Source organism: Variovorax sp. V35 (assembly GCF_041154465.1).
Lineage (GTDB): Bacteria > Pseudomonadota > Gammaproteobacteria > Burkholderiales > Burkholderiaceae_C > Variovorax > Variovorax boronicumulans.
In genome coordinates, this window is sequence record NZ_AP028666.1 from 4,123,498 (window position 1) to 4,144,698 (window position 21,201).

Annotated in this window: 16 protein-coding genes; 8 read left to right on the forward strand and 8 right to left on the reverse strand. The window is 68.5% G+C overall.

The annotated features are described in order from the left end of the window. Positions 1-145: 145 nt before the first annotated feature. Both ACAM42_RS19165 and ACAM42_RS19170 read left to right on the forward strand, forming a co-directional pair. Entirely contained in the window at positions 146-298 is a 153-nt protein-coding gene (locus tag ACAM42_RS19165; protein WP_369629044.1) for a hypothetical protein, read from the forward strand. A gap of 18 nt (positions 299-316) precedes the next feature. Continuing rightward, the gene (locus ACAM42_RS19170) at positions 317-718 is read left to right on the forward strand and encodes a hypothetical protein (RefSeq protein ID WP_369629045.1); all 402 of its coding nucleotides are present in this window, start codon (positions 317-319) and stop codon (positions 716-718) included. Positions 719-809: 91 nt separating this feature from the next. Here ACAM42_RS19170 and ACAM42_RS19175 read toward each other — a convergent pair whose 3' ends face one another. From ACAM42_RS19175 to ACAM42_RS19190, 4 genes are all read right to left on the reverse strand, one after another. After that, complete coding sequence (locus tag ACAM42_RS19175) at positions 810-1,817, reverse strand: hypothetical protein (protein ID WP_369629046.1); 1,008 nt, start codon at positions 1,815-1,817, stop codon at positions 810-812. A gap of 19 nt (positions 1,818-1,836) precedes the next feature. Then, positions 1,837-9,057, reverse strand: a complete 7,221-nt coding sequence (locus ACAM42_RS19180; protein WP_369629047.1) for a hypothetical protein — start codon at positions 9,055-9,057, stop codon at positions 1,837-1,839. Positions 9,058-9,273: 216 nt separating this feature from the next. Next, positions 9,274-12,099 carry a hypothetical protein gene (locus ACAM42_RS19185; RefSeq protein ID WP_369629048.1) on the reverse strand — a complete coding sequence of 942 codons (2,826 nt, stop codon included), beginning with the start codon at positions 12,097-12,099 and terminating at the stop codon, positions 9,274-9,276. A gap of 234 nt (positions 12,100-12,333) precedes the next feature. After that, complete coding sequence (locus tag ACAM42_RS19190) at positions 12,334-12,957, reverse strand: hypothetical protein (protein ID WP_369629049.1); 624 nt, start codon at positions 12,955-12,957, stop codon at positions 12,334-12,336. Positions 12,958-13,847: 890 nt separating this feature from the next. Here ACAM42_RS19190 and ACAM42_RS19195 point away from each other — a divergent pair. Continuing rightward, positions 13,848-14,249: a GreA/GreB family elongation factor gene (locus tag ACAM42_RS19195; RefSeq protein WP_062472433.1), complete on the forward strand. Its 402-nt coding sequence runs from the start codon at positions 13,848-13,850 to the stop codon at positions 14,247-14,249. A gap of 43 nt (positions 14,250-14,292) precedes the next feature. On the opposite strand, the gene ACAM42_RS19200 is transcribed toward ACAM42_RS19195, so the two are convergent. Continuing rightward, positions 14,293-14,523: a hypothetical protein gene (locus tag ACAM42_RS19200; RefSeq protein WP_062472430.1), complete on the reverse strand. Its 231-nt coding sequence runs from the start codon at positions 14,521-14,523 to the stop codon at positions 14,293-14,295. 178 nt (positions 14,524-14,701) lie between these two features. Between ACAM42_RS19200 and ACAM42_RS19205 the strand changes: the two genes are divergently transcribed. Then, complete coding sequence (locus tag ACAM42_RS19205) at positions 14,702-15,589, forward strand: CsgG/HfaB family protein (RefSeq protein WP_095950180.1); 888 nt, start codon at positions 14,702-14,704, stop codon at positions 15,587-15,589. A gap of 82 nt (positions 15,590-15,671) precedes the next feature. Further along, positions 15,672-16,748: an MBL fold metallo-hydrolase gene (locus tag ACAM42_RS19210; protein WP_369629050.1), complete on the forward strand. Its 1,077-nt coding sequence runs from the start codon at positions 15,672-15,674 to the stop codon at positions 16,746-16,748. Between the two features lie 7 nt (positions 16,749-16,755). Here ACAM42_RS19210 and ACAM42_RS19215 read toward each other — a convergent pair whose 3' ends face one another. Beyond that, complete coding sequence (locus tag ACAM42_RS19215; RefSeq protein ID WP_369629051.1) at positions 16,756-17,769, reverse strand: zinc-dependent alcohol dehydrogenase family protein; 1,014 nt, start codon at positions 17,767-17,769, stop codon at positions 16,756-16,758. Between the two features lie 120 nt (positions 17,770-17,889). Here ACAM42_RS19215 and ACAM42_RS19220 point away from each other — a divergent pair, with 120 nt between their 5' ends. The 3 genes from ACAM42_RS19220 to ACAM42_RS19230 are packed head-to-tail and all read left to right on the forward strand — an operon-like array spanning position 17,890 to position 20,223. Further along, positions 17,890-18,792 carry a LysR family transcriptional regulator gene (locus tag ACAM42_RS19220; protein WP_307588607.1) on the forward strand — a complete coding sequence of 301 codons (903 nt, stop codon included), beginning with the start codon at positions 17,890-17,892 and terminating at the stop codon, positions 18,790-18,792. A gap of 31 nt (positions 18,793-18,823) precedes the next feature. Further along, positions 18,824-19,690: an alpha/beta fold hydrolase gene (locus ACAM42_RS19225; RefSeq protein ID WP_369629052.1), complete on the forward strand. Its 867-nt coding sequence runs from the start codon at positions 18,824-18,826 to the stop codon at positions 19,688-19,690. Then, on the forward strand, positions 19,687-20,223 hold the full coding sequence (locus ACAM42_RS19230) for a GrpB family protein (RefSeq protein WP_369629053.1): 537 nt from the start codon (positions 19,687-19,689) through the stop codon (positions 20,221-20,223). The genes ACAM42_RS19225 and ACAM42_RS19230 overlap by 4 nt, the downstream gene beginning before the upstream one ends. 2 nt (positions 20,224-20,225) lie before the next feature. Here the strand turns inward: ACAM42_RS19230 and ACAM42_RS19235 are convergent, their stop codons facing one another. Together ACAM42_RS19235 and ACAM42_RS19240 are read right to left on the reverse strand one after the other, a co-directional pair. Next, positions 20,226-20,639 carry a PaaI family thioesterase gene (locus tag ACAM42_RS19235; RefSeq protein ID WP_099789819.1) on the reverse strand — a complete coding sequence of 138 codons (414 nt, stop codon included), beginning with the start codon at positions 20,637-20,639 and terminating at the stop codon, positions 20,226-20,228. Positions 20,640-20,706: 67 nt separating this feature from the next. Continuing rightward, positions 20,707-21,111 carry a GFA family protein gene (locus ACAM42_RS19240; RefSeq protein ID WP_095950185.1) on the reverse strand — a complete coding sequence of 135 codons (405 nt, stop codon included), beginning with the start codon at positions 21,109-21,111 and terminating at the stop codon, positions 20,707-20,709. Between the last annotated feature and the right edge of the window lie 90 nt (positions 21,112-21,201).

Below are 21,201 nucleotides of genomic sequence, written 5' to 3' on the forward strand. Positions count from 1 at the left end.
AACCTGTGTGATTGTCGTGCTCGCGCATGGACCGACACCGTTGCACGCGGGGTCCCCCCCCCCCACGGCCGTTGCCGCGTTGATCACGCGCGGCCTCGCAGCCGCCAGAGGCGTCACCGGGATGACGAACGACGCGGACGTTGCCATGCCCGCAGGCACCGTGCACGTCACGACCTGCCCGGCCCTGCTGCACCCCGAAGGCAGCGTGCCGATCGTCAAGGAGACCGGGACGGTGTCGGTGATGACAGTGTTCGCCGTCGTCATCCCGGCATTGGTGCTGCTCAGTTTCAGCGTGTAGCTGGCCGGCTCGGCAATGATGAACTCCGCCGCATCAGCGATCTTTTCGAGTTTCAGCGTCGCTTGGGGCACCACGCCCGTGGCCGGCGTGCTCGCATCGCACGCCTCTGTTGGCGCCGTCGTGCAGGCGACATCTCCACCGCCGCCGAGATTCACCATGTTCGTGCCGCCCGTTGCGCCCACGGCCGATGCGGCGACGTTCACAGGAATCCGTATTTCGAAGGTGCCGGGCGCGATGCCCGCCGCCACGCTGCAGTTGGTCGTGTTCGATCCCGAGGTCGGGCAACCACTCAGCACGCCGGTGGTCGTTCCCGCCACCAATGTCGGGGCCCCGCTCAGGGTGACGCCCGGCGGCAAGGTGTCCATCACCGAGATCGGCGCCGTGGTCGTGCCGTTGGCCACGGTAACGAGCACAGCGTAGAACTGGTTGGGCGCCCCCACCACCAGCGGGCTGGCGCTGACCGTCTTGGTCGAGGTGATGACGGGCGGAGACGCAGGGACCACCGGCGTGGTCACCGTGCTCGTGCACGCCCCCGTGCGGTTGCAAGTGGCGTCTCCCCCCCCAATGCCGTGGCCGTGTTGGTCACCTCGGGCACGGCGAAAGGCAGGGGCGTCACCGGAATGACGAAGGACATGGACGATGTGAGCCCTGCAGGCACCAGGCAACCGACTTTCTGGCCTACTCGGTCGCACCCCGGGGGAAGCGTGCCGATGGTCAGCGAAGGCGGCACGTTGTCGGACACCACCGTATCGACAGTGGTCTCGACGCCACTCGTGCTCGTCAGCGTGAGTGTGATGCTGGCGGGCTGGCCCACGACCCATGGGGCTGCGCTGGCTTCCTTCTTGAGCGCCAACTGGGGGTCTGGCGCCACGAAGCACACCACGTTGTCCGACCCATTCGGCTGACCATAGCTTGGCTCGTTCGAGAGCGTGACGGAAGACACGGCTGTTCCCGAAACATAGGCCCATGCAGAGGCCCCAGAACTGGCTGTCGCCCCCTCAAGATTGCCGTCTGCATCGATTTTTACCGGCGCAAGGCTACCCATCTGTGCGGTCACTGGACCGGGGGCAGGCGTCGTGATCTCCGCCGCAGTGAACGGATAGTGATTTCCGTTGACGGACACCACCATCTTCTCGCACCCATCTGCTGGGTTGCAGTTGAGCAGGTAAGTTCGAACGCTCACGTTCTTCACCGGCACAGAAAAGTTGAACGTGCATGCCTCCCGCACGTTGGGCTTTCCCAGCCGGAGATAAGTACCCCATGCGAACTTGTCCTCCACCCCGCATGCGCCCTCCGTGGTGACAGCGATGCCCCCGTAGGTCCCGCTCTTCCATAGACAGAACTCTGCAGCCGTGGCCTGCGTGCCGATCAGGAGCGAGGTCAGTGCCAGAAAGAGGACGCCGCGCAAGGCATGAAAGAAGTGCGCCACGCCTCTCGCAAGTGCCATCGCACGCGTCCGCACGGGTAGGCAGCGAAGCGCCGTCGCGCAGCGCATCGAATCATTTTTTTGCATTTTCATTGGCCATTCCTCCGCGACTTCATCGATCGGTCCGCTCGTCTTTCACGGGGGCTGCCGCGCCCGCCGACGCGGCACCCAGCGCCGTTTCGTCGAACTTGAAACGCAGCCGGATGTACGCGCCCTTGCTCGTGTAGTCGTTGGCCGCCAGGTCGCGGTCTTTCAGGCCCACGAAGTTGTAGCCCGCCGACACCCACAGGTCCTTCATGACCTGGTAGCCGACTTCGATGCCCAAGGTCTTCTGCAGGCCGCCGCCCTTGCCGCGCAGCAGGCCGGCCTGCACGCCGAGGTCCCAGCTGTCGTTGAGGTCTTGCGTGTAGCGCGCCTGCAGCAGGTGCGCCCAGTAGGTGCTGCGCAGCAGGCCGTCGTCGGCGCGCGACCACTTGGCGGCGTAGCGCCCGTTGATGACGGTGCCGGGGCGCGGGTTGTAGTTGAGGTGGGCCGAGACGATGTCGGCGCTGGTGCGCCCGGGCAGCGCTGCGCTGCCGTTGCCCGCACCGAAGACGCTCGCGCCGTCGAGTGCGCCGGTCGAACTGCCGGTGCCGGTGACGCGCTCGGAACGGCGCTCGTAGCGCATGAGCGCGTTCCAGCTGTCGGTGTCCACCGGACGGTAGGCCAGGCCGATCTGGTGGCGCGCCAGGTGGTGCGCGTTGCCGGCGTTGGCGCCCTGCCCTTCGCTGGCGCTCATCACGCTGCGCGCCAGCAGGCTCCATGACGCATCGATCTTGAAGCCGAAGCCCGCGCTGAACAGGCGCGTGTCGGCGTCGTCGCCGTGGCGGCCTTCGAGGATGCCGCTGGCCTTGATGCGCGCGTCGGTGTATTCCACGCCGCCGGTGATGGCGGTGGAATCGCCCGCCAGGCCGCTGGCGTGGCCGGTGCCGTTGTTGCCGCTGTTGCGCAGCCCGCCGATCTGGCGCGTGTGCTCGACGCCGCCGGTCAGGCGCCAGTGGTCGTCGACCCTGAAGGTGTTGCGCACGCCCGTGGCGGCCTGCGCGGCGCGCCCGTCGAGGCTGTCGGCCAGGCGGTACTCGCTGTACACGCGCCCGCCCTCCATGTAGGCGCTCTCGATGCCCAGGATGCCCACGTTGTTCGACTGCCCCGCGTTCAGCTCGTACGGCCCGTAGAGGCTGGAGACCAGTTCGTAGCGGCCGTACAGGCGCGTCTTGTCGGTGACAGCGTAGTTGCCGCCCACGGCGAGCACGTGGCGGTCGGACTTTCGGATGTCCTGCTCGCCTTCGACGAACACGTTGGCTTGCGGCACGCCCGGCACCTGCGCCGACAGGCGGGCGCGCACGGTGGTCAGGTCGTCGTCGTTGGCGTTGGCCTGGGTGCCGGCATTGGCCGCCGCGCCGAGCGCGGTGACGTTGTTGGCGGCCACGCCGCTGCCGAGGTTGCCGCTGTAGGTGGAGACCTGGCCGTAGTCGAAGCCCGAGCCGCTGCCCAGGCCGGTGCCGTTGTGGCCGTGGCGCAGGCCGAACTCGCCCACCAGTTGCTCGCCGAACTTTCTCTGCACGCTGGCGGTGATGCCGCGGCGGGTGCCTTCGCGCAGGGCGTCCTGGCCGTAAAGCAGTTCGCCGCGCAGCGCGGTGGCGGCGTCGAGCCGGTACTCGGCGCGCGCCGAGGCTTCGGTGCGCCCGGCCGAGAAGCTCGCGCCGGGGTTGTCGAAGCCGGTGCTGGTCTTGCTCGCGAGCGCGGCCACGGCCAGGTCTTCGCCCTGGTGGCGCAGTTCGACGCGGGCGCCGCTCCCCTTGCCGTTGTGGTCGGAGTCGGTCTGCACCCATTCGCCGGCGACAGTGGTGTGGTCGCCCAGGCGCGCCAGGGCGGTGACGGCGCCGAGCTTGCGGCGGTTCTCGGGGTTCTCGTCGATGGCCGCGACCACGCCGACCTGCAGGTTCTTGGCCACCTTGAGCTGCACGTCGGCACCGGCCACGGTGAACTTGGGGCCGCCCGCGTCGACCTCGTAGGTGACGCGGATCGACTGCGGGTTGAGGTTCGCATCGACCGACGCGATGGCGCGCGTGAACAGCAGGCGGCGCGTGAGCGGCTCGACGGTGTAGTCGACGAAACGCGTCACGGTCGAGCGCTGCAGCACGAGGTCGGGCTGGTTGCGGTCGCGCACGACGATCTCGACCTGCTCGCTGTTCTCGACGAACTCGCCGCCCCTGGCGCCCAGGTAGTACGGGCCCGAGGTGCCGACCGCGCGGAACTCCTCGACCTGCTGCGTCTGCGCGGTGCGCGAGGCATACGTGGTGGTGCGCACCTCGCCGTCGTCGTAGACATGCTTGAGGCCGGTGAGCGAGCGGCTGACCTGGCTTAGGCTGCGCACCTCGGCACTGCTGGCGGTGCTGAAGTCGCCGTACAGCAGGTAGGAGCGGTTCTTGTCGATGCGCACGTAGAGCTTCTGCGTGCTCTGGGCGTCGAAGCCCTTCGCGGACGAGTCGCCGTACACGGGGTAGAACTCGTCGGGGCGGATGTCGCGGAACAGGCGGTCCTTGCGCGTCTTGTCGGAATCGTAGGCGGCGGTGAGCAGGTAGTCGCCCTTGACGGCGCCCTTGAAGAAGAACGCAGCGCGCGCAGCCGCGCGGCGCTTGTCGTTGCCCTCGTCGGCCAGGCCGGACAGCTCGGCCTCGAAGGCCGCGCCCGCGGGCATCGCGCCCAGCGGCACTTGGCCGCGCTTGGTGAAGTCGAGCACGCCTTCGACGATGCCCACGCCGATCATCGGGCGCAGCTCGGGCAGCAGCGCCAGGCGCGCCTCGCTCGTGAAGCTCGCGGCCGTCACGCGCAACCGGGCATCACCGGGTTCGCCGGGCGGCAGCAGGCGGAAGTCGGCCACGCCACCGTCCATGAAGACCTGGGTGCCGGGCTCGGCGGGGTTCAGGTCTTCGTCGAGCCAGCGGCCGCGGTCGGTCTCCAGCGTGAGCTGCGTACGCGCGGTCACGGGCACGCCGGCCGCGTCGGTCAGGCGCACCTTCACGACGACGGGCGTGCGCAGGTCGGCCTGCGCCGAGGCCGGCACGTCGATGTGGATGGCGCCGAGCTTGTCGGGCGCGGTGACGCTGATCTGCTGGGCGGCGCCGCGCACGTTGCCGAACGGATCGACGGCTTCGAGCACGAGGCGGTTGACGCCGGGCCGCAGCACGATGCCGATGTATTCCCAGGCGCCGATCCGGCGGCTGGCCTGCTCGGTCTTCTTGCCGACGCGGCGCTCCTCGACGCCCTGGCCGTTGACGCTCAGGCGCAGCGCCAGGCCGGCTTCGCCCTTGACGCGCACGTTGAGCGAGGTCGAGGGCAAGGTGTCGCCGTCGCGCAGGTCGATGAAGCCGAGGGCGTTGCTTTCGATACGGGGCAGCAAGGCCTCGAGGTCGATGGGACTGAGGGCGGCTTGCGGCGGCACCACCGCGGCGGTCGGCTGCGCAATACCGCGGGACACGCGCATGCCGGAGAAAAGACTGCCCACGGGGGATGCGCCATCCACCGCGGCGCCGCCGGTCACCGCGCCGAGCGTGCTGCCCTGGCTGCCCGACGCGCCGCCGATGAAGCTGCTGGGCGACGCCGGTGCGGTGGGCATTGCGATCAGCGGCGCCGAGCTGGCCTGCGTGGTGCTGGTGCCGGTGCTGCCGCCCGCGCGCACCTCGCCGCTGGCAGGCAGCGCACGCCGGTCGCCCACGGGGACGATCCGGCCTTCGGGGTCCAGGCGCATGCGCACCTGGGCTTCGGCCTCGGTGTCGGGCACGGCGGCGATGGCCTCGCGCCGCGCGATGACGTCGCGCATCACCGCCGGTGCGTCGCAGCTGGTGACGACGAAGTTGGCCTTGTGGAATTCGCCCTTCTTGAGATCGACGAAGCGGCTGTCGGGGCGCCCGGCGTTGCGGTTGTCGAGCGCTTCGAGCCGCGCGCCGGCGGGCAGCGTGGTGGCATCGAGCCGCAGCACGTGGGTGACGGGCTTGAGGCCGTACAGGCTCCACTTGCCTTCGACGTCGGTGATGACGTGCGTGCCGTCTTCCATGTACAGGCGCACGCCGGGCACGCCGATCTCGTCGACGCCCTGCTGGCGGCCGTCGCGCCGGCAGTCCATGTAGACCTTGCCGAAGAGGAAGGCGTCGTCGGAGAACACGCCGCCGGTCACGCGCACGGTCCATTGGGCGAGGTTCGACTGCATCGGGCCGGAATTGGCGCGGGCCCGGTTGACGGCATCGCCGTTCGTCGGTGCGCCAACACCCACGCGCACGCGGTAGCGCACCGTGGCGGACTGGTCGATGCCGAGCGCGAGGCCGGGCTGGTTGAAGACCAGCCGGGGACCGGCCCCGCCCACGGGATCGGCCGTGGCCGCGTCATTGAGCCGCGCGCTGCCGGCCACGTAGGCGAAGCCTGGCGGCAACTGGTCGGAGAGGCTGAGGTCGGTGACGGGAAAGCCGGTCTTGTTGGTGACGACGAGCGCGTAGTCGAGGAAATCGCCGAACTCGACCTGGCGCTTGCTGCCCTCCTTGCGCAGCACGAGGCCAAGCACGTTGCCCGGGTCGAGCGGGAGGTGGTTGTGCAGCACGTCGCAGGCCGCGCCCGAGGGCTCGAAACCGGCCTTGAGCGAGAAGTGGTGCGTGGTGGGCTCCGCGCCCTGCGGCGACGCAGCGTTCGGGACGATGGCGCCGCAACGGTCGAAGGTGCCGGGCGTGGCGGGGATGAGCCGCGAAGGCGCCGCGTAGGCACTGCCCGCGGGCGGCGCCACGCCCAGCGCATAGGTGCAGCTGCCGGTGACCGGCGGCGACAGGAAATAGAACTGGTAGCCGCCGTCGGCGCCGGTGGTCATCGACAGGCTGCCGTCGGCGTTGGCGCGGTAGACGCCGCTGTCGCCGCCGAACACCTCGGCCAGGGCCATCGGCCGGGCAGCGCCGTCGCTGCACGACTGGCGGGTGAAGGTGACGACGGCGCCGGCCACCGGTTGGCGCGTGACGGCGTTGTAGACCACGCCCTGCGGGTCGGCCAGCATCGAGGACGCGCTGCTGGCGCTCGCGGTGACGAGCGCGGCCGACGACGCAGAAGCGGTGTTCTGCTCGAAGGCGGCCGCCCAGGCCTTGTTGGTGAACGGCACGCGGGCGCCGTTGCTCGAAGGCTTGCGGGTGACGCGCACGGTGAATTCGATGTCTTCGCTCTGGCCGGGTGCCAACGCGCGGCTGCCGTCGGTGAGGCCGAGTGCGGCCTGCATGGGCAGCTTGAAGGGGTCGGCGCTGGCGGCAGCCTCGCGGTCGCAGGCGGCGCGGCCGGTGAAGCCGGATGCGATCTGCAGCACGCCGTTGCGCACCTTCGGCGCGCCGACGAGTTCCCAGGCGGCGACGAGGCCTTCGGGCTTGTCCATGTCGAAGGTGCAATCGAGGTTGTCGATCACGCGCACGTTCGGGGCCGGGGCCGCGCCGGTGTTGCCGACCTTGAAACGGTAGTCGAGCTCGTAGACGCCCTCCGCCACGCGGCGCGGCTGCGAGACGCTCTTCACGAGCGAGAGCACGGGCTGCTGCAGCTGCACCGGCGTGGGCGAGGTGTCGTTGCCGGGGTTGCCGTCGCCGTCGGCGTCGGGGTTGCTGCCGTTGACGGAGTCGTCGAAGACGGTGGGCGGGCCGCCGGCGGCGAACGCGGCCTGTGCGCGCACGGTGTTGAGCAGCGTGCCGGCACGGCCCGACACGTGGAAGCGCACGTCGAAACGCACAGTGAACTGGCCGCCCACGGGCAGCACCGTACCGGGCGCGAGCAGGTCCTGCGCGGAGGCCGTGCCGTTGAACGCGGCGTTGACAGCCGCCACCGTGCCGGCCACGCCGTTGCCTGGCCCTCCGACGATGGCCAGGGTTCCGGGCACCACGCCGTACTGGCGCGCGCCGGGCACCGCGGCGGTCGTGCGGGTGCCGAACTGCGCGGCGCCCTGCCCTTCGAGCAGGTCGGCCAGCTGCACGCCGTGCAGCGCGGTCGTGCCGTAGTTGCGCACGTGGACGTCGAAGGTGACGGTGGCCGTGCCGTCGGGTTGGCCGTCCGCGCCGCGGTGCATGCGCGGCGTGGAGGCCGCCTTGGCGACGCCGATGCGGCCCTGGCCTTGCGGCGGGCTCGCCGCGATCACCACGGTGTTCGACGGCGACGCGGCGGGTGCGACGCCGTCGTTGTACTGGCTGTGCGCGGTGTTGCGAATGTCGCCGGTGTGATCGGCCTTGACCTGCACCGCGAACTGCATGGCGATGGAAGCGTTGCGCGCGAGTGCGGTGGGCACGCCGATGGCCACTTCGATCGCCGCGCCGTCTTCGGCGGTGCGGTAGCTGAAGTCGGCGTCACCGGGCATGCGGAACAGGCGCACCGCGCCGGCCGCCGTGCTCTGCAGGCTGCCAGACAGGTAGCGCGTGCCCGTGGGCACGAGGTCGCGCAGCAGCAGCAGGCTGCGCGGGCTGCCGTTGACCAGCACCTGCGTGCCGGTGGGCGCGGCCGCGCCGCCGGGCTGCGCGTCGCGCGCGCCGGTGTTGGTGCCCGAGATGCTGAAGTCGATGCGCGTGCTGCCGGGCACGATGGCCCCCGCATGGCTGGCCGACTTGACCAGCGCGAGCACGGCGACGCTGCCCACGTCCACCGTGTCGCGATTGCTCGCGCTCGCGCCCTGCAGGGCGGTGGTCGCGCTCAGCACCACGCAGGCGCTGCCGCCGGCCGCGGCGGGAATGGTGCCCTGCACCAGCAGCTCGGCCGTCTGGCCCGGCTCCAGCGCGAGCGTGCCGGCGGCACCGGGCAACAGCACGAGATCGGAGGCGTCGACGACGCCGTTGTGGTTGGCGTCGCGCGCCACGCGCAACGCCGACAGGTCGAGCCCGTCGGCCGGGCACCCTGCGCCGTCGTTGACGAGGCCCAGGGTGTAGCGCGAAGCCACGTTGCCGGTGTTGGTGAGAAGGTGGCTCAGCGTGACGACGGTCCCGGGCGGGCGGTTCACGCGCTGGTCCTGCGTGAGCGACAGCGCCTCCACGGGCAGCACGCTGGCGGTCACGGCATTGGAGATGGCCGTCTCGCTGCGGTCGAGGCCGGCAGGGACGTAGGTGCCCGTCGCGATGCTGCGGATCACGACGCCGCCGGGCGCGGGCGCCGCCTGCACGATCGGTGCGAAGAACATGGCGAGTGCCACTGCGGTGGCGAGTGCGAGACCGAAGGCCGCCATCGCGCTGCGCGCGAGCGCCCCGCAGCCCCACCACCGAGGCATGCCGGCACGCGAAGAAGAAAGAAGAAGTGGCACGCGGTGAACCTTCCCTGGCACCTCCCGCTGCGGGAGACACGTCAAACAGTCGAAGAGCTCTTTCCTCTGCCGCCTCGAAGGCCGGCAAGGCACGGCTTGCATGCAGCGATGTGCGCGAAAGCGGCAGGGGAAACAGGCGAGGCACCGGGGCAAACCCGGGCCTCGCGGGAAACAGCCGACGGCCCTTGCGGAACCGTCGGCGGCGCCGATGTCAGGTCAGGGGTTGATCTGCACGGCGAAGGTCAGCGTGACCTTTCCACCTGGGGCCACGGTGTTGGCCGCGCTGCCGCAGCTCACCGCGGTGGCGGTCGATGCGAAGGCCGGCGCCGTACCGCCAATGCCCGGGGCTTCGCACTGCAATGCAGGCTGCTTCGCGCTCAGGACGGTGTACGCCGGCAGTGCGTCGTTGATGGCGATGTTGGTCACCGGCACGACGCCTTCGTTGGTGGCAACGACCTGGTAGACGATGCACTGGCCCGGCTTCAGCTGCAGTGACGTTGCCGTGAACGCGGTGTCCGCCACGCCGTCGCAAGTCGCGTCGGCCGCCTGCGTCTTGAGGACGCGGATCTGGCCGGTGATCACGGCCGTGATGTCGGTGGCCGAAGGCGTACCGCAGTTGGGCGCCGGGTCGGTGAAGGTGGCCGTCACCGTCGTGGTGTTGCTGACACCCGCGCTCACGCCACCCGGCGCGAACACGCGCACCAGCAGCTTCTGCTCTGCACGGGCCGGCAGGCTTGCCAGCGGACCATTCACCGGCGTGTCGCCAGCATCGATCTGTCCGTCGCCGTTGACGTCAAGGTAGACCGCGGTGGTCCAGCCTTGCGCCTCATCTGCCGCAGGCACCTTGGCTGTCAGCGTGTACACGCCGCAGCTCTGGGCGCCGATGTTGGTCAGCGTGTGGGCATACACCACGGTGCCGCCGGGTGCGACCTGGCCGTTGTTGTTCGGCGTGAGCGAGGCGCCCAGCTGAAGGGCCGTCGAGGTCACCGTCACGGCGTCGGTCTTGACGTCGGAAGCGATGCCGCCGGTCGAGGCCACCGCAGTGGATTGCACCTTGAAGTAGATCTTCACTGCAGTGACTGCGGCTTGCGAGGAAGGCGGCGTGACGCACGCTTCGACCGCCTGCTGCCCCCCGGCGATGACCGCGAGGTTCGAGATGGCCGGCGATGCACAGGTGCCGCCAAACGCCACGAACTTGACCGTCCAGCCTGCCGGCAGCGCGCCCGGGAAACCGGTCGTCTGGCTGGCGGCAAGGTTGTAGGTCGCGTCGATCACGTCATGGTTCTTCACCCACAGCGTGAAGACCGTGCCGGTGCCGGCGCCCGTGTCATGAACCTGCGTTGGCAACGGGCTGGGGCCCGCGCCGAGGTCGCCGTTGGCGACGCTGCCGGTGCCAGTACCAATCTTCGTGTTGGTCAGGTCGACCAGGGTCTCGATCACGCGCTCGAGGCGGTCTTCGGTCGCATCGATCTTCGTGTTGTCGTTCACGGAGCGACCGAGCACCGTGGCCACGTAGGCGCCGCCCACCGTGCCCGGCGGCAGTTGCACCTGCGTCACGATGTTGAGGCTCACGCCGGCTGGAATCGGGCCTGTGTCGGGCACGCCGTCGCCGTTCGTGTCCAGCAGCGGTGCGCCGCTGTCGGCCGCGAAGAACTGGAAGCTCGTGCCGGCCGGGAAGGTGCTGGCGGAGATCGACAGGTTCACGGCATCCGAGGCGCCGCCCGTGTTGAACACGGTTTGCGGGAACCGGACGCTGCCGCCTGCAACGGCCAACTGCCTCGTGGTCAGATCTTGCCCGGCGGGGTTCGGTGTGCCGGGTGTCGCGTCGAGGGCCGTTGCAGCCGTGGACGGGTTGGAACCCACCACGATGCCGAAACGCGCCAGGACGGTGTACGCCGACGGGTTGGAGGTCGAACCGACCGTGCCGATCAACGCCGCGGTCACGCCGGCCGGCGCGGTCGCGGGGTTGTAGCGGGCCACGTTGGTGGTGGTCGACGTACCGACCGCCGCGGTGCTGTTCACCAGCACCACGAAGCTCAGCGTTTGCGTCACGTTCGGGCTCAGCGAAGCCACCACGGCATTCAGCGTGTTGCCGGTCACCTGGAAGTCGATGCCCGACGGATCACCGCCCGCACCGTCACCCAGCGCCGCACCCGACGCACCGCTCCACACGGCCGAACCGGTGACGTAGGTCAAACCTGCAGGCAACACGTCGGACAGCGCGAACTTGCCCGGTGCGCCGCCCGTGTTGTTGAACGTGAGGGTGTAGACCGAGTACTGGCAGTTCGCGTTCGACGCGAGACCCGCCGTCCAGCTCGTGGCCGTGCAGGCAGCGGAAGAGCTCGGCCCACTGGCCGGCGCGGTCGGCCAGACGCCGTTGCCCGGCGCTGCGACCGACGGAGTGCCGATGACCTTGGTGAGGTTGAACACCGCATCGGTGGCCAGCTTGACCTCGTCCTTGTCGGCCGCCGAGGTGTTCGGCGCGGTGTACAGCGCCGGGGTGCCCGGGGTGGCGGTGATCGTTGCGGCATCGAAATTGCCGGCGCCGGTGGCCGAGCCCGGGATCGTGTAGGCCACGACGAAGCGGAACGCACCGTTGTTGCCGGGCACGCTCTGCGCCGGGGTCACCGTGCAGACGTTCGCATCGGTGGCCGAGCACAGTGCCGTCGTGCTGTCGGGCAGCCCGTTGCCGTCGGCATCGGCAAAGACCTCGACGCGCGAGAACTTGCCCGCATCGGCCTTGACCGTGAGGGCGAAGGTGTCGACGCCGTTGCCGGTGTTGGTCAGCACGTGAGGCGCATAGACCGTGGCGCCGGCAGCGCCGGACTTGGTGTTGACGACGGTCGTCGTGATCTGGTTGACGCTGTCGAGCGTGAACGAGCCCACCTGGAGAACGGTGGTCTGCACCAGGTTGGAGGTGGCGACCTGGGTCGTCCCGGTGGCGTCCGAATAGCTGGCGGACGCCTGGTTGCCGATGACGGTGTTGGCGGGCGGCGACGCGGCAAATGCAGCCGGGCTTCCGAAAAGGAAGCCCAGCGTCAACGCTGCAGCGCCTGCCCAGGGCGCACACGGCTTGCAGCCACTGGCGCGTTGGGTTGGCTGGGTGGGAATCACGTAGTTTTCTCCTCTGTTGTCAATGAACGGGAACACGAACGAACCTGGCCGATACGTTTCGACGGGCGAACGCGTACCTGCCGACTGGCACTCGGAAACAAGAGATCGATGGAAGAGGCGGGCGCCCTCGCCTCGCGCAGCGCGCGAGGGCCGGCGCGGCCTTTACTTGCCGCGCGGGGGCGGCGTGGCGGGCGTGGGGGGCGCCGCCGTTGGCGGCACGACGGCTTCAACCTTGGCGCGCGCGCTCACGGCGAGGCTGCCGTTGGCGGGCAACTGGCCCAGGCTCCAGCGCAGCATGCGGTACTCGCTGTAGGGAACGGGTTCGGTCTTGCCGCTGGCCAGCTTGCGAACGAGCGGCTCGGGCTCGAAGACGGCGGTCTTGGTGGCGGCTTTCACGAGGCTGGCGCCTGGCTTGGCGCTGCGCGGCAGGTATTCCAGCCCCTCGGGGATCGGCAGATCCGCCACCAGCCCCTTGACCGGCTTGCCCGTGTTGTTGGTGTAGGTGGCCTTGTATTCGATGACGTCGCCCGGCTTGATGGTGGCCGCGTCCTGGAACTGCTCATTGCCGTCGGGCCCCTTGACCACCTTCGACTGGGCGAGGACGACGGTCACGGCCTGGGCCGCGACAGGTGCGCGCGACGCCTCCAGCGAAGCGGTGGGTTGCGCGAACGCGACGGTCGCGGCGCCTGCGGCAAGCAGGACCAGGCCTGCGCGGATCAGCGGGTGGACCGCCCCTGCGCGGCCTCGCGACGACGACAAGAACAAGTCCCATGTGGATGCTGTCATTCAAACCCCAATTAACAATATTTGAAATTCACGTCACAAAATTTGCAATCAACCTCTTATTGCAAACAAATAGCCAACATTGCTTGCAATTGAAGGCAATCGGCCACTCAGATTTTTGCGTACTGAATTCTTATGTCTCGGGGCTTTTATGGCAATCAAACAAAAGAACAGAGGATGCGCAAATGAGACATATTGAACAAACAAAATGCATCCACCATTTCGTTCGAACTGAAGCCCCTTCAATTGAAGCTTTCAAGCTTCTGAGAGAGTCAAAACAATTGAGATCGAATGACAGCAACAGCAAACTCAGGCGCACCCCTTATGCATCAAATAATATTCTCAATAAATCCGAATCCATAAAATTAATTTGAAACCACTCATTCGATGCGGCAAAAGAAATTATTCATCGATGAATCACAGAGAAATCCCGGTGACCAGGGAAATATCGAACTCGCAAAGAATCCGGTAAATATGAGTGCTTGCCCACCCTTTTCCCATCACTCATTCACGTCATCTCGAATCACAGGCTCTTGATTTCAATTCGGGCTTTCTACTGATTGAATCCAGAGATTCCACGGCAATTCCTCGCTGCACCCGTAGGGCCATAATTGGCCAATCTGGCCAGAATCCCCTACACTCGCGCCCCATGGCTCTCCTCTCGCCCCGTCGATACCCTGCGCGCGCAGCCCTGCCCATGGCAGCGGCCGGTCGTCGTGTGGGCGCCGTCGTCGCGGCGGCCACGTCGGTCCTCCGACGCACGTCCGCACATTCCTGAGCCCGGCGGTCCGCTACCTTCTTCTTGATGCGCACACCTTGACCGCCGGGCACCACACCGCGCGGTAGCGACCCTGTCTGTTGGAAAGGCGGGTTGCGTTCATCTGGAGTGCTTCATGCTTTCAACCGTTCACGGGGAGCGCACGCTCACCGAACTCGATTACGTCCGTCTCAGCAAATTCGCGGACACGCCTCTTCCCCCGGCCCTGGTCGATCTGCTCGACACGGCCGACATCCTTCCGTCACGCGAAATGCCCTCGGACATCGTGACGATGTACACCCAGGTGGAAATCGAAGACCTGCCCGCCGGACAGCGGCAGAAGATCGTGATCTGCTATCCCGCCGACGCGAACCCGACCACGGGCTTCATCTCGGTGTTCTCGCCCGTCGGCATCGGCCTGCTCGGCCAGAAGACCGGTGCGGTCGCGCGCTGGAAGACGCCCGGCGGCGGCGAACACAGCGCGCGCGTGATCGCCGTGCTGTTCCAGCCGGAAGCCAGCGGCGACTACACGACCTGAAAATGCGCCGGTTCAGGCCGGAGGCCGGCGCCCCACCGGCCGGTCAGTGCTGCAGCACGCCGGCGACGCCGGGGCCCCTGCTCTTCGCACTGTCGATGGTCGCGCTGACGGAACTCGTGTTGACCGCCAGCGCCACCAGCACCGCCCCCACGAACGACGGATCGGCGCTGCCGCTGTAGCCCGACGCCCCGGCAATGGCCAGGGCCTGCGCCACCTGCTGCGTCGTCAGCTCGACGGCGGCTTCTCCCACGATATTCCTCTTCTTTGTGGCCATCTGAAAACTCCTGCGAATGGAGTTCGGACTGTAACCAAGCCCCGACAAGCGCCACAAATGTTCCTGACCGTGTGACTTTCGACACTGGCCCGCGCATCGGGCGGCCCGTATCGTCGCGCGGGCGCGGCGCCCGCCGGTGGGGCGGACGCCACATTGTTTTCATTTGATGGACAGGGACATGCCTTTTTCCAAACTCTCTCTCGCCAGCGCACTCGCGGGCCTGCTCGCGCTTTCCGGTTGCCAGACCATGGACATGCAGATGGGCGCTCCGGCGGCCAAGACCACGGCCACGGGCAGCGCCGCCGGCGGCGCCACCTCGGGCGAGAGCAGCCAGCTCGAGCGCTGCGACTCGCCGCTCGGTACTGTCTCGCTGATCGAGAACGTCAACGCCGGCTGGTACACGATCCTCACCGGTGAATACCGCCTGCCGCCCACGGCCAACCTGCTGCGCCTGCTGGTGCAGCAGTCGAACTGCTTCGTGGTGGTCGAGCGCGGCGCGGCCGGCATGAACGCCATGACGCGCGAACGCGCGCTGATGCAATCGGGCGAGATGCGCGGCGGCAGCAACTTCGGCCGCGGCCAGATGGTGGCCTCCGACTACGGCCTGTCGCCCGAGATCGTGTTCAGCAACAACGACGCCGGCGGCATCGGCGGCGCGCTCGGCGGCCTCGTGGGCGGCGGCCGTGGCCGCGCCATCGCGGCTGTCGGCGCCAGCCTGCAGACCAAGGAAGCCAGCGCACTGCTGACGCTCATCGACAACCGCTCGGGCGTGCAGGTGGCTGCCGCCGAAGGCAGCGCCTCCAAGACCGACTTCGCGGGCTTCGGCGGCCTCGGTGGCCGCGGCGGCGCCGGCGGCATCGGTGGCTACACCAACACCGCGCAGGGCAAGGTGATCGCGGCAGCCTTCATGGACGCGTTCAACCAGATGGTCCGTTCGCTGCGCAACTACAAGGCGCAGACGGTGCGCGGCCAGGGCCTGGGCGGCGGTGGCCGGCTGGGCGTGGACGGCGGCGCCGCCCCGTCGCAAACCTCGGCGCCGGGCGCCGCCCGCCCGCGCCGCAAGTAAGCGCAGCCGTCCATCGTCTTCGAAGTGACCCGGGCCGAATGCCGGCCGGGTTCACAATTCATCCCTCTGGAGGTGAAACACGATGGATGGTTTGGAAGAGTCGGCGGAAGCAGCCAAGGGCAAGCTCGTTTATCCCTTTGCACAGCTTCCGCCACGCGGCAAGTCGATCGAGGTCGCCGACGGGGTCCACTGGATCCGCATGCCGCTGCCCTATTCGCTCGACCACATCAACCTGTGGGCGCTGGACGACGGCGACGGCTGGGCCGTGGTCGACACCGGCGTGCGCACCGAGGAAACGGTGGCGGTCTGGCGCGAGCTGTTCGCCAATTCGCCGGACACGCGCGGCCTCACCCGCGTCTTCGTGACGCACATGCACCCCGACCACGTCGGCATGGCCGGCTGGCTCACGCGCAAGTTCGGCGTGCGGCTGTGGATGACCCGCTCCGAATACCTCATGTGCCGCGTGATGGTGTCCGACACCGGCCGCGAAGCGCCAGACGACGCCATCGCCTTCTACCGCCGCGCCGGCTGGGGCGAGGCGGCCATCGAGACCTACCGCACGCGCTTCGGCAACTTCGGCAAGCACATCCACCCGCTGCCCGACAGCTTCCGGCGCCTGCGCGATGGCGAGGTGTTGCGCATCGGCGCGCACGACTGGTGCGTCGTCACCGGCAACGGCCATTCGCCCGAGCATGCGTGCCTGTACTGCCCCGACCTGAAAGTGCTGATCTCGGGTGACCAGATCCTGCCGCGCATCTCGTCGAACGTGTCGGTCTCGCCCGTCGAACCCGATGCCGACCCGATGGCCGACTGGCTGGCGTCGCTCGCCAAGCTCAAGCGCGAAGTACCCGACGACGTGCTGGTGCTGCCGTCGCACAACGAGTGCTTCCGTGGCCTGCATGCGCGCATCGACCGGCTGCAGCACGGGCAGGAGCGCTCGCTCGACCGCTTGCGCAACGCACTGAAGACGCCGAAGCGCGCGGTCGATGTGTTCACGAGCCTGTTCGCGCGCAGCATCGCCGAATCCGACGTGCCGCTGCTGGGCATGGCCACCGGGGAAAGCCTGGCCTGCCTCAACTACCTGCGCCACCGCGGCGAGATCGCGTGCGACATCGCCGACGACGGGGTGGCCTGGTACCGGCTGACCTCCGCCGCCTGAGCGCCGGTCAGACCTCGAGCACGACCTTGCCGATATGCCCGGCGCGCTCGAGGTAGCGATGGGCCTGCACCACGTCGTCGAACGCGAAGCTCCGGTCGATGCGCACATGCAGCGTGCCATCGGCAAGGCCTGCATCGATGAAGGCCAGCGCGCGACCCAATGCGGCCGCGTCGCGCGGCAAACCCATGGTGGCGGCACCCGTGTGCTCCAGCACCTTGTAGACGTGGAAGCGCCAGCTCTTGCGGAACTGCGCCACCACCGGAAATTTGAATTCGGCGCCACCCGACAGGCCGTACAGCACGTACCACCCGCGATGCGCGACCACATCGCCGAGCCGCTCGACCTGCGCGCCGCCCACGCCGTCGTACACCAGGTCGACACCGCGGCCCTCGGTGAGCGTCAACACGCGCTCGACCACGTCTTCTTCGTCCGTCACAACCACATGCGTCGCGCCCGCTTCCCTCAGCGCGTCGCGCTTGGCGGCCGTGCGCGTGACCGCGATGGCGACGATGCCCGCCACGCGCGCCATCTGCAGCGCCGCGATGCCGGTGCCCGATGACGCCCCGGTGACGAGCATCACCTGACCGCGCTGCAGCCGTGCCATCTCGAACATCGGGAAGTAGCCCGTGAGGTAGGCCATGTAGGCGCCCGCAGCCTGCGCGGCCGACAGGTTGGCGGGATACCGCACCACGTGCGCGGCCGGAAAGAGGATGCGGTCGCCGTAGGTCGGATACAGCCCCTGGCTCGCCCCCGGCAGCACCGCGACCTTGTCGCCCACACTCAGCCCGTCGACGCCCTCGCCCACCGCGTCGATGACGCCAGCGGCTTCGTTGCCCAGCCCTGCCGGCAACGTCGCGTCTTCGATGTACAGCTTCTCGCGCCACAACGCGTCGGCCCGGTTCAGGCCGATGGCCTGCACCGCGATGCGCACCTCGCCAATGCCCGGCGCGGGCACCGCGACCTCTTCGAGCCTCAGAACCTCGGCACCACCGAATGCGTGGAAGCGAACCATCCTGCTCATGACAACTCTCCTTCTTTTCCTGAATGACCGATGGCTTCAATCTAGAGGCCGCAGCGGCATCAAGGAAATCGATTCGCGGGATAGTCGCTATGCGCACCATCGATAACGCCCCGACCCCCGATGAAACCCATCGAACTCAACCGCATCGACCTGAACCTGCTCACCGTGCTGGCCGCGCTCATGCGCGAGCGCCACGTCAGCCGCGCCGCCGAGCGGCTGAACCTCGGCCAGCCCGCGGTGAGCCATGCGCTCGCGCGACTGCGCGAGCTCACGGGCGATCCGCTGCTGGTGCGCCAGGGCCGCGTGATGGAGCCCACCGCACGGGCGCTCGCCCTGATGCAGGGCCTGGGCCCCGCCCTCGCGCAGATCGAGGCCACGTTCCGCGCGCAGGCCGACTTCGAACCGGCGCGCGCCGCGCCGGTGTTCCGCATCGGCCTGACCGACGACCTGCAGATCGCGATGCTGCCCCGCCTGCTGCGCGCTCTGAGCACTGAGGTGCCCGGCGCCAAGCTGGTGACGCTCACCGTCTGCTACCGCAACGCCATGCGCTACCTCGACCAGGGCCGTGTCAGCGCGGTGATGTCGTTCCTGAAAGACCTGCCCGCCGATGCGAAGGTGCGCAAGGTCCGCACCGCGCGCTTTGCCGTGCTCCGCGCCGACACCGCGCCAGGCAGGCTGTCGCTCGACGACTACTGCCGCCGACGCCACCTGCTCGTGACCTATGCCGGCGACCTGTGCGGCACCGTCGACGAAACGCTGGGCGAACTCGGGCGCCAGCGCGACGTGCTCTTCTCGGTGCCGCAGTTCGGCAGCCTGCCCGCCGTGCTGGCGGGCACCGACCTGCTGGCCACGGTGCCTGAGCACGTGGCGCTGGCGCTGTCGGCGCAAAGCGGCCTGCGCTGCGAGCCCCTGCCCTTCGACAGCCCGAGCTACCAGTTGCGGATGGCCTGGCGCGCAGTGACCGACAAGGACCCGGCGCAGGCGTGGCTGCGCAAGGCCATGCTGCGGGCCGTCAACGATTAGGATGCAGATCCACTTCCCTGGAGGACCCCGCATGCCGAGCACCGAGACCCACTTCGAACTGACCGCCAACGACGGCCATCCGGTGGAGGCCCACCGCTGGCAGGGCACCGCGCCGCGCGCCATCGTGCAGCTGGCACATGGCATGGGCGAGCATTCGCTGCGCTACCGGCCGCTGGCCGATGCGCTCACGCAGGCCGGCTACGTCGTCTACGCGAACGAGCACCGCGGCCACGGCCCGGGCGCCGCCGCGCGCGACGAACTCGGCGAGTTCGGCCCGCGCGGATTCGCCGGCCTCGTGGACGACATGGCGCTGCTCAGCCGCCACGCACGCGCCGAGCACCCCGGGTTGCCGCTGGTCCTCGTCGGCCACAGCATGGGCTCGTTCGCCACGCAGTACTACCTGGTGCGGCACAGCGAGCTGCTGTCGGGCGCGGTGCTGTCGGGCACCACGGCGCTCGACCTGCTGGGCGGCGCGCTGCAAAGCGGCTTCCGTCTCGAAGACATGAACGCCGCGCTGCCCGATGTGCGCACGCCCTTCGACTGGCTCAGCCGTGACCCGGCGCAGGTCGATGCCTACATTGCCGATCCGTTGTGCGGCTTCACCGTGTCGGCGGAAGGCATGGGCACCATGTTCGCGAACCTGGACGAGCTCACGCCTGCCGCGATGCAGACGCGCATCCGTCCCGAGTTGCCGCTGTACCTGTTCACCGGCGACCAGGACCCGGTCAGCAACAAGGCCGAATGGTTCTACCCGCTGGTGCAGCGCTACCGCGACGCCGGCCTGCGCGATGTGTCCTGCCATGTGTTCGGCGGCGCGCGCCACGAGACGCTCAACGAAACCAACCGCGACGAGGTCGTGGCCGTGCTGCTGGCCTGGCTCGCGCGCATCGTGCGATGAAACTCCTCGCCTTCGACGAGGGCCTGGACCAGCGCCACATCCTGCCTTACGACCCGGCGTATGCCGAGGTGTTCGCGCAGGTGCGGCGCCACGTGCAGGCGCAGCTCGAAGGCGTGGAACTCGTGCACATCGGGAGCACGGCCATCGTCGGGCTGCGAGGAAAGCCGATGGTCGACATCGCGGCGATCACGCAGCGCGAGAACCTGCGCACGGCCCAGTCGGAATTCGAGGCCCTCGGATTTCACCGCCGCCCCGTGTGGGTCGACACGGACGAGAAGCCCTACGTCTGCGCGTCCGTGCTGCACGACGGGCGCAGGTTCAACCTCAACCTGCACATCTGCCATCGCGGCGACCCGGTGCATGCCGATTCGCTGGCGCTCATGGAAGTGCTCGACCGGCGCCCGGACCTGCGCCAGAAGTACGAAGAAGCCAAGGACCGCGCCCACGGCATCGACCCGGCCAACCCGCAGGTCTACAACCGGGAAAAGGAAGCAGTGATCCGCGAGATACAGGCCCAGGTCGGGCGGGCGTAGCTTTAGAGGCTCGCCAGTATTCCGGTCGATGTGGCCTCGGCGGCCAGCTTCCCATCGGGGTTGTAGAGCGCCGCTTCGAGGAACGCCACGCGCTTCCCGCGTCGGATCACGCGCCCCTCCACCCGGCCTTCGCCAGGACCGACCTTCTCGTAGAAGCTCACCTTGATCTCCAGGCTGAAGACCGTCTGCGACTGCTCGGTGTCGTGCATGACCGCATGGGCCATGGCGGCGTCGAGCCAGGCCGTGATGAAGCCGCCCTGGGCGATCGTGCCGTTCGTGTGGCAGTACTCGCGCCGCACGGTGAAGGCGGCCTTCAGCGTCTTGTGCTCGGCGTCCCAGCCGGTCACGTGGAAGTTGCCCATCGATTCGGACAGCGCCTGGCCCGAGCGGATGCGGGCTTCGAGTTCGTCGTTCATTGGTTTCGTTCGCAGCAGGTGAAGCAACGGGCATTCTCTGCCGAAAGCGTGGGGGCCATCGGTCACCTCAGAGGTAGCGCACCTCCGCCGGCACCTCGAACCAGTTGTTGTGGCGACCGTCCATGTAGCGCACCGGCGCGGTGGCCAGCTCTTCGAGCGTCGCGTCGTCCAGGCAGGAGACGTTCACGCTGACGTAGGCGCCGCCGATTTCCGGCACGTTGCCGCGCCCGAAGGACTTGACGCCGCAATGGCGGCAGAACAGGTGCTCGGCGCTGAACGAGCCGAACTGGTAGCTCGACAGGTCTTCTTCGCCCGACAGCAGCGTGAAGTCGGCCGGCTTGACGATGGCGCCCCAGCCGCGCGATTTCATGCAGATCGAGCAGTTGCACTTGCCGGTGCCCGCGGCGAGGTCGATGAGCGCCTGGAAGCGCACCTTGCCGCAGTGGCAGCTGCCGTGATAGGTCTTCTTCATGGTCGGTGTCCGTGGAAACGAGTGGAGGAAACCCAAGGCTACGACCCATTGCGGACAGATTCTGTCCTCGATCGCAGGCATGATGCGGCC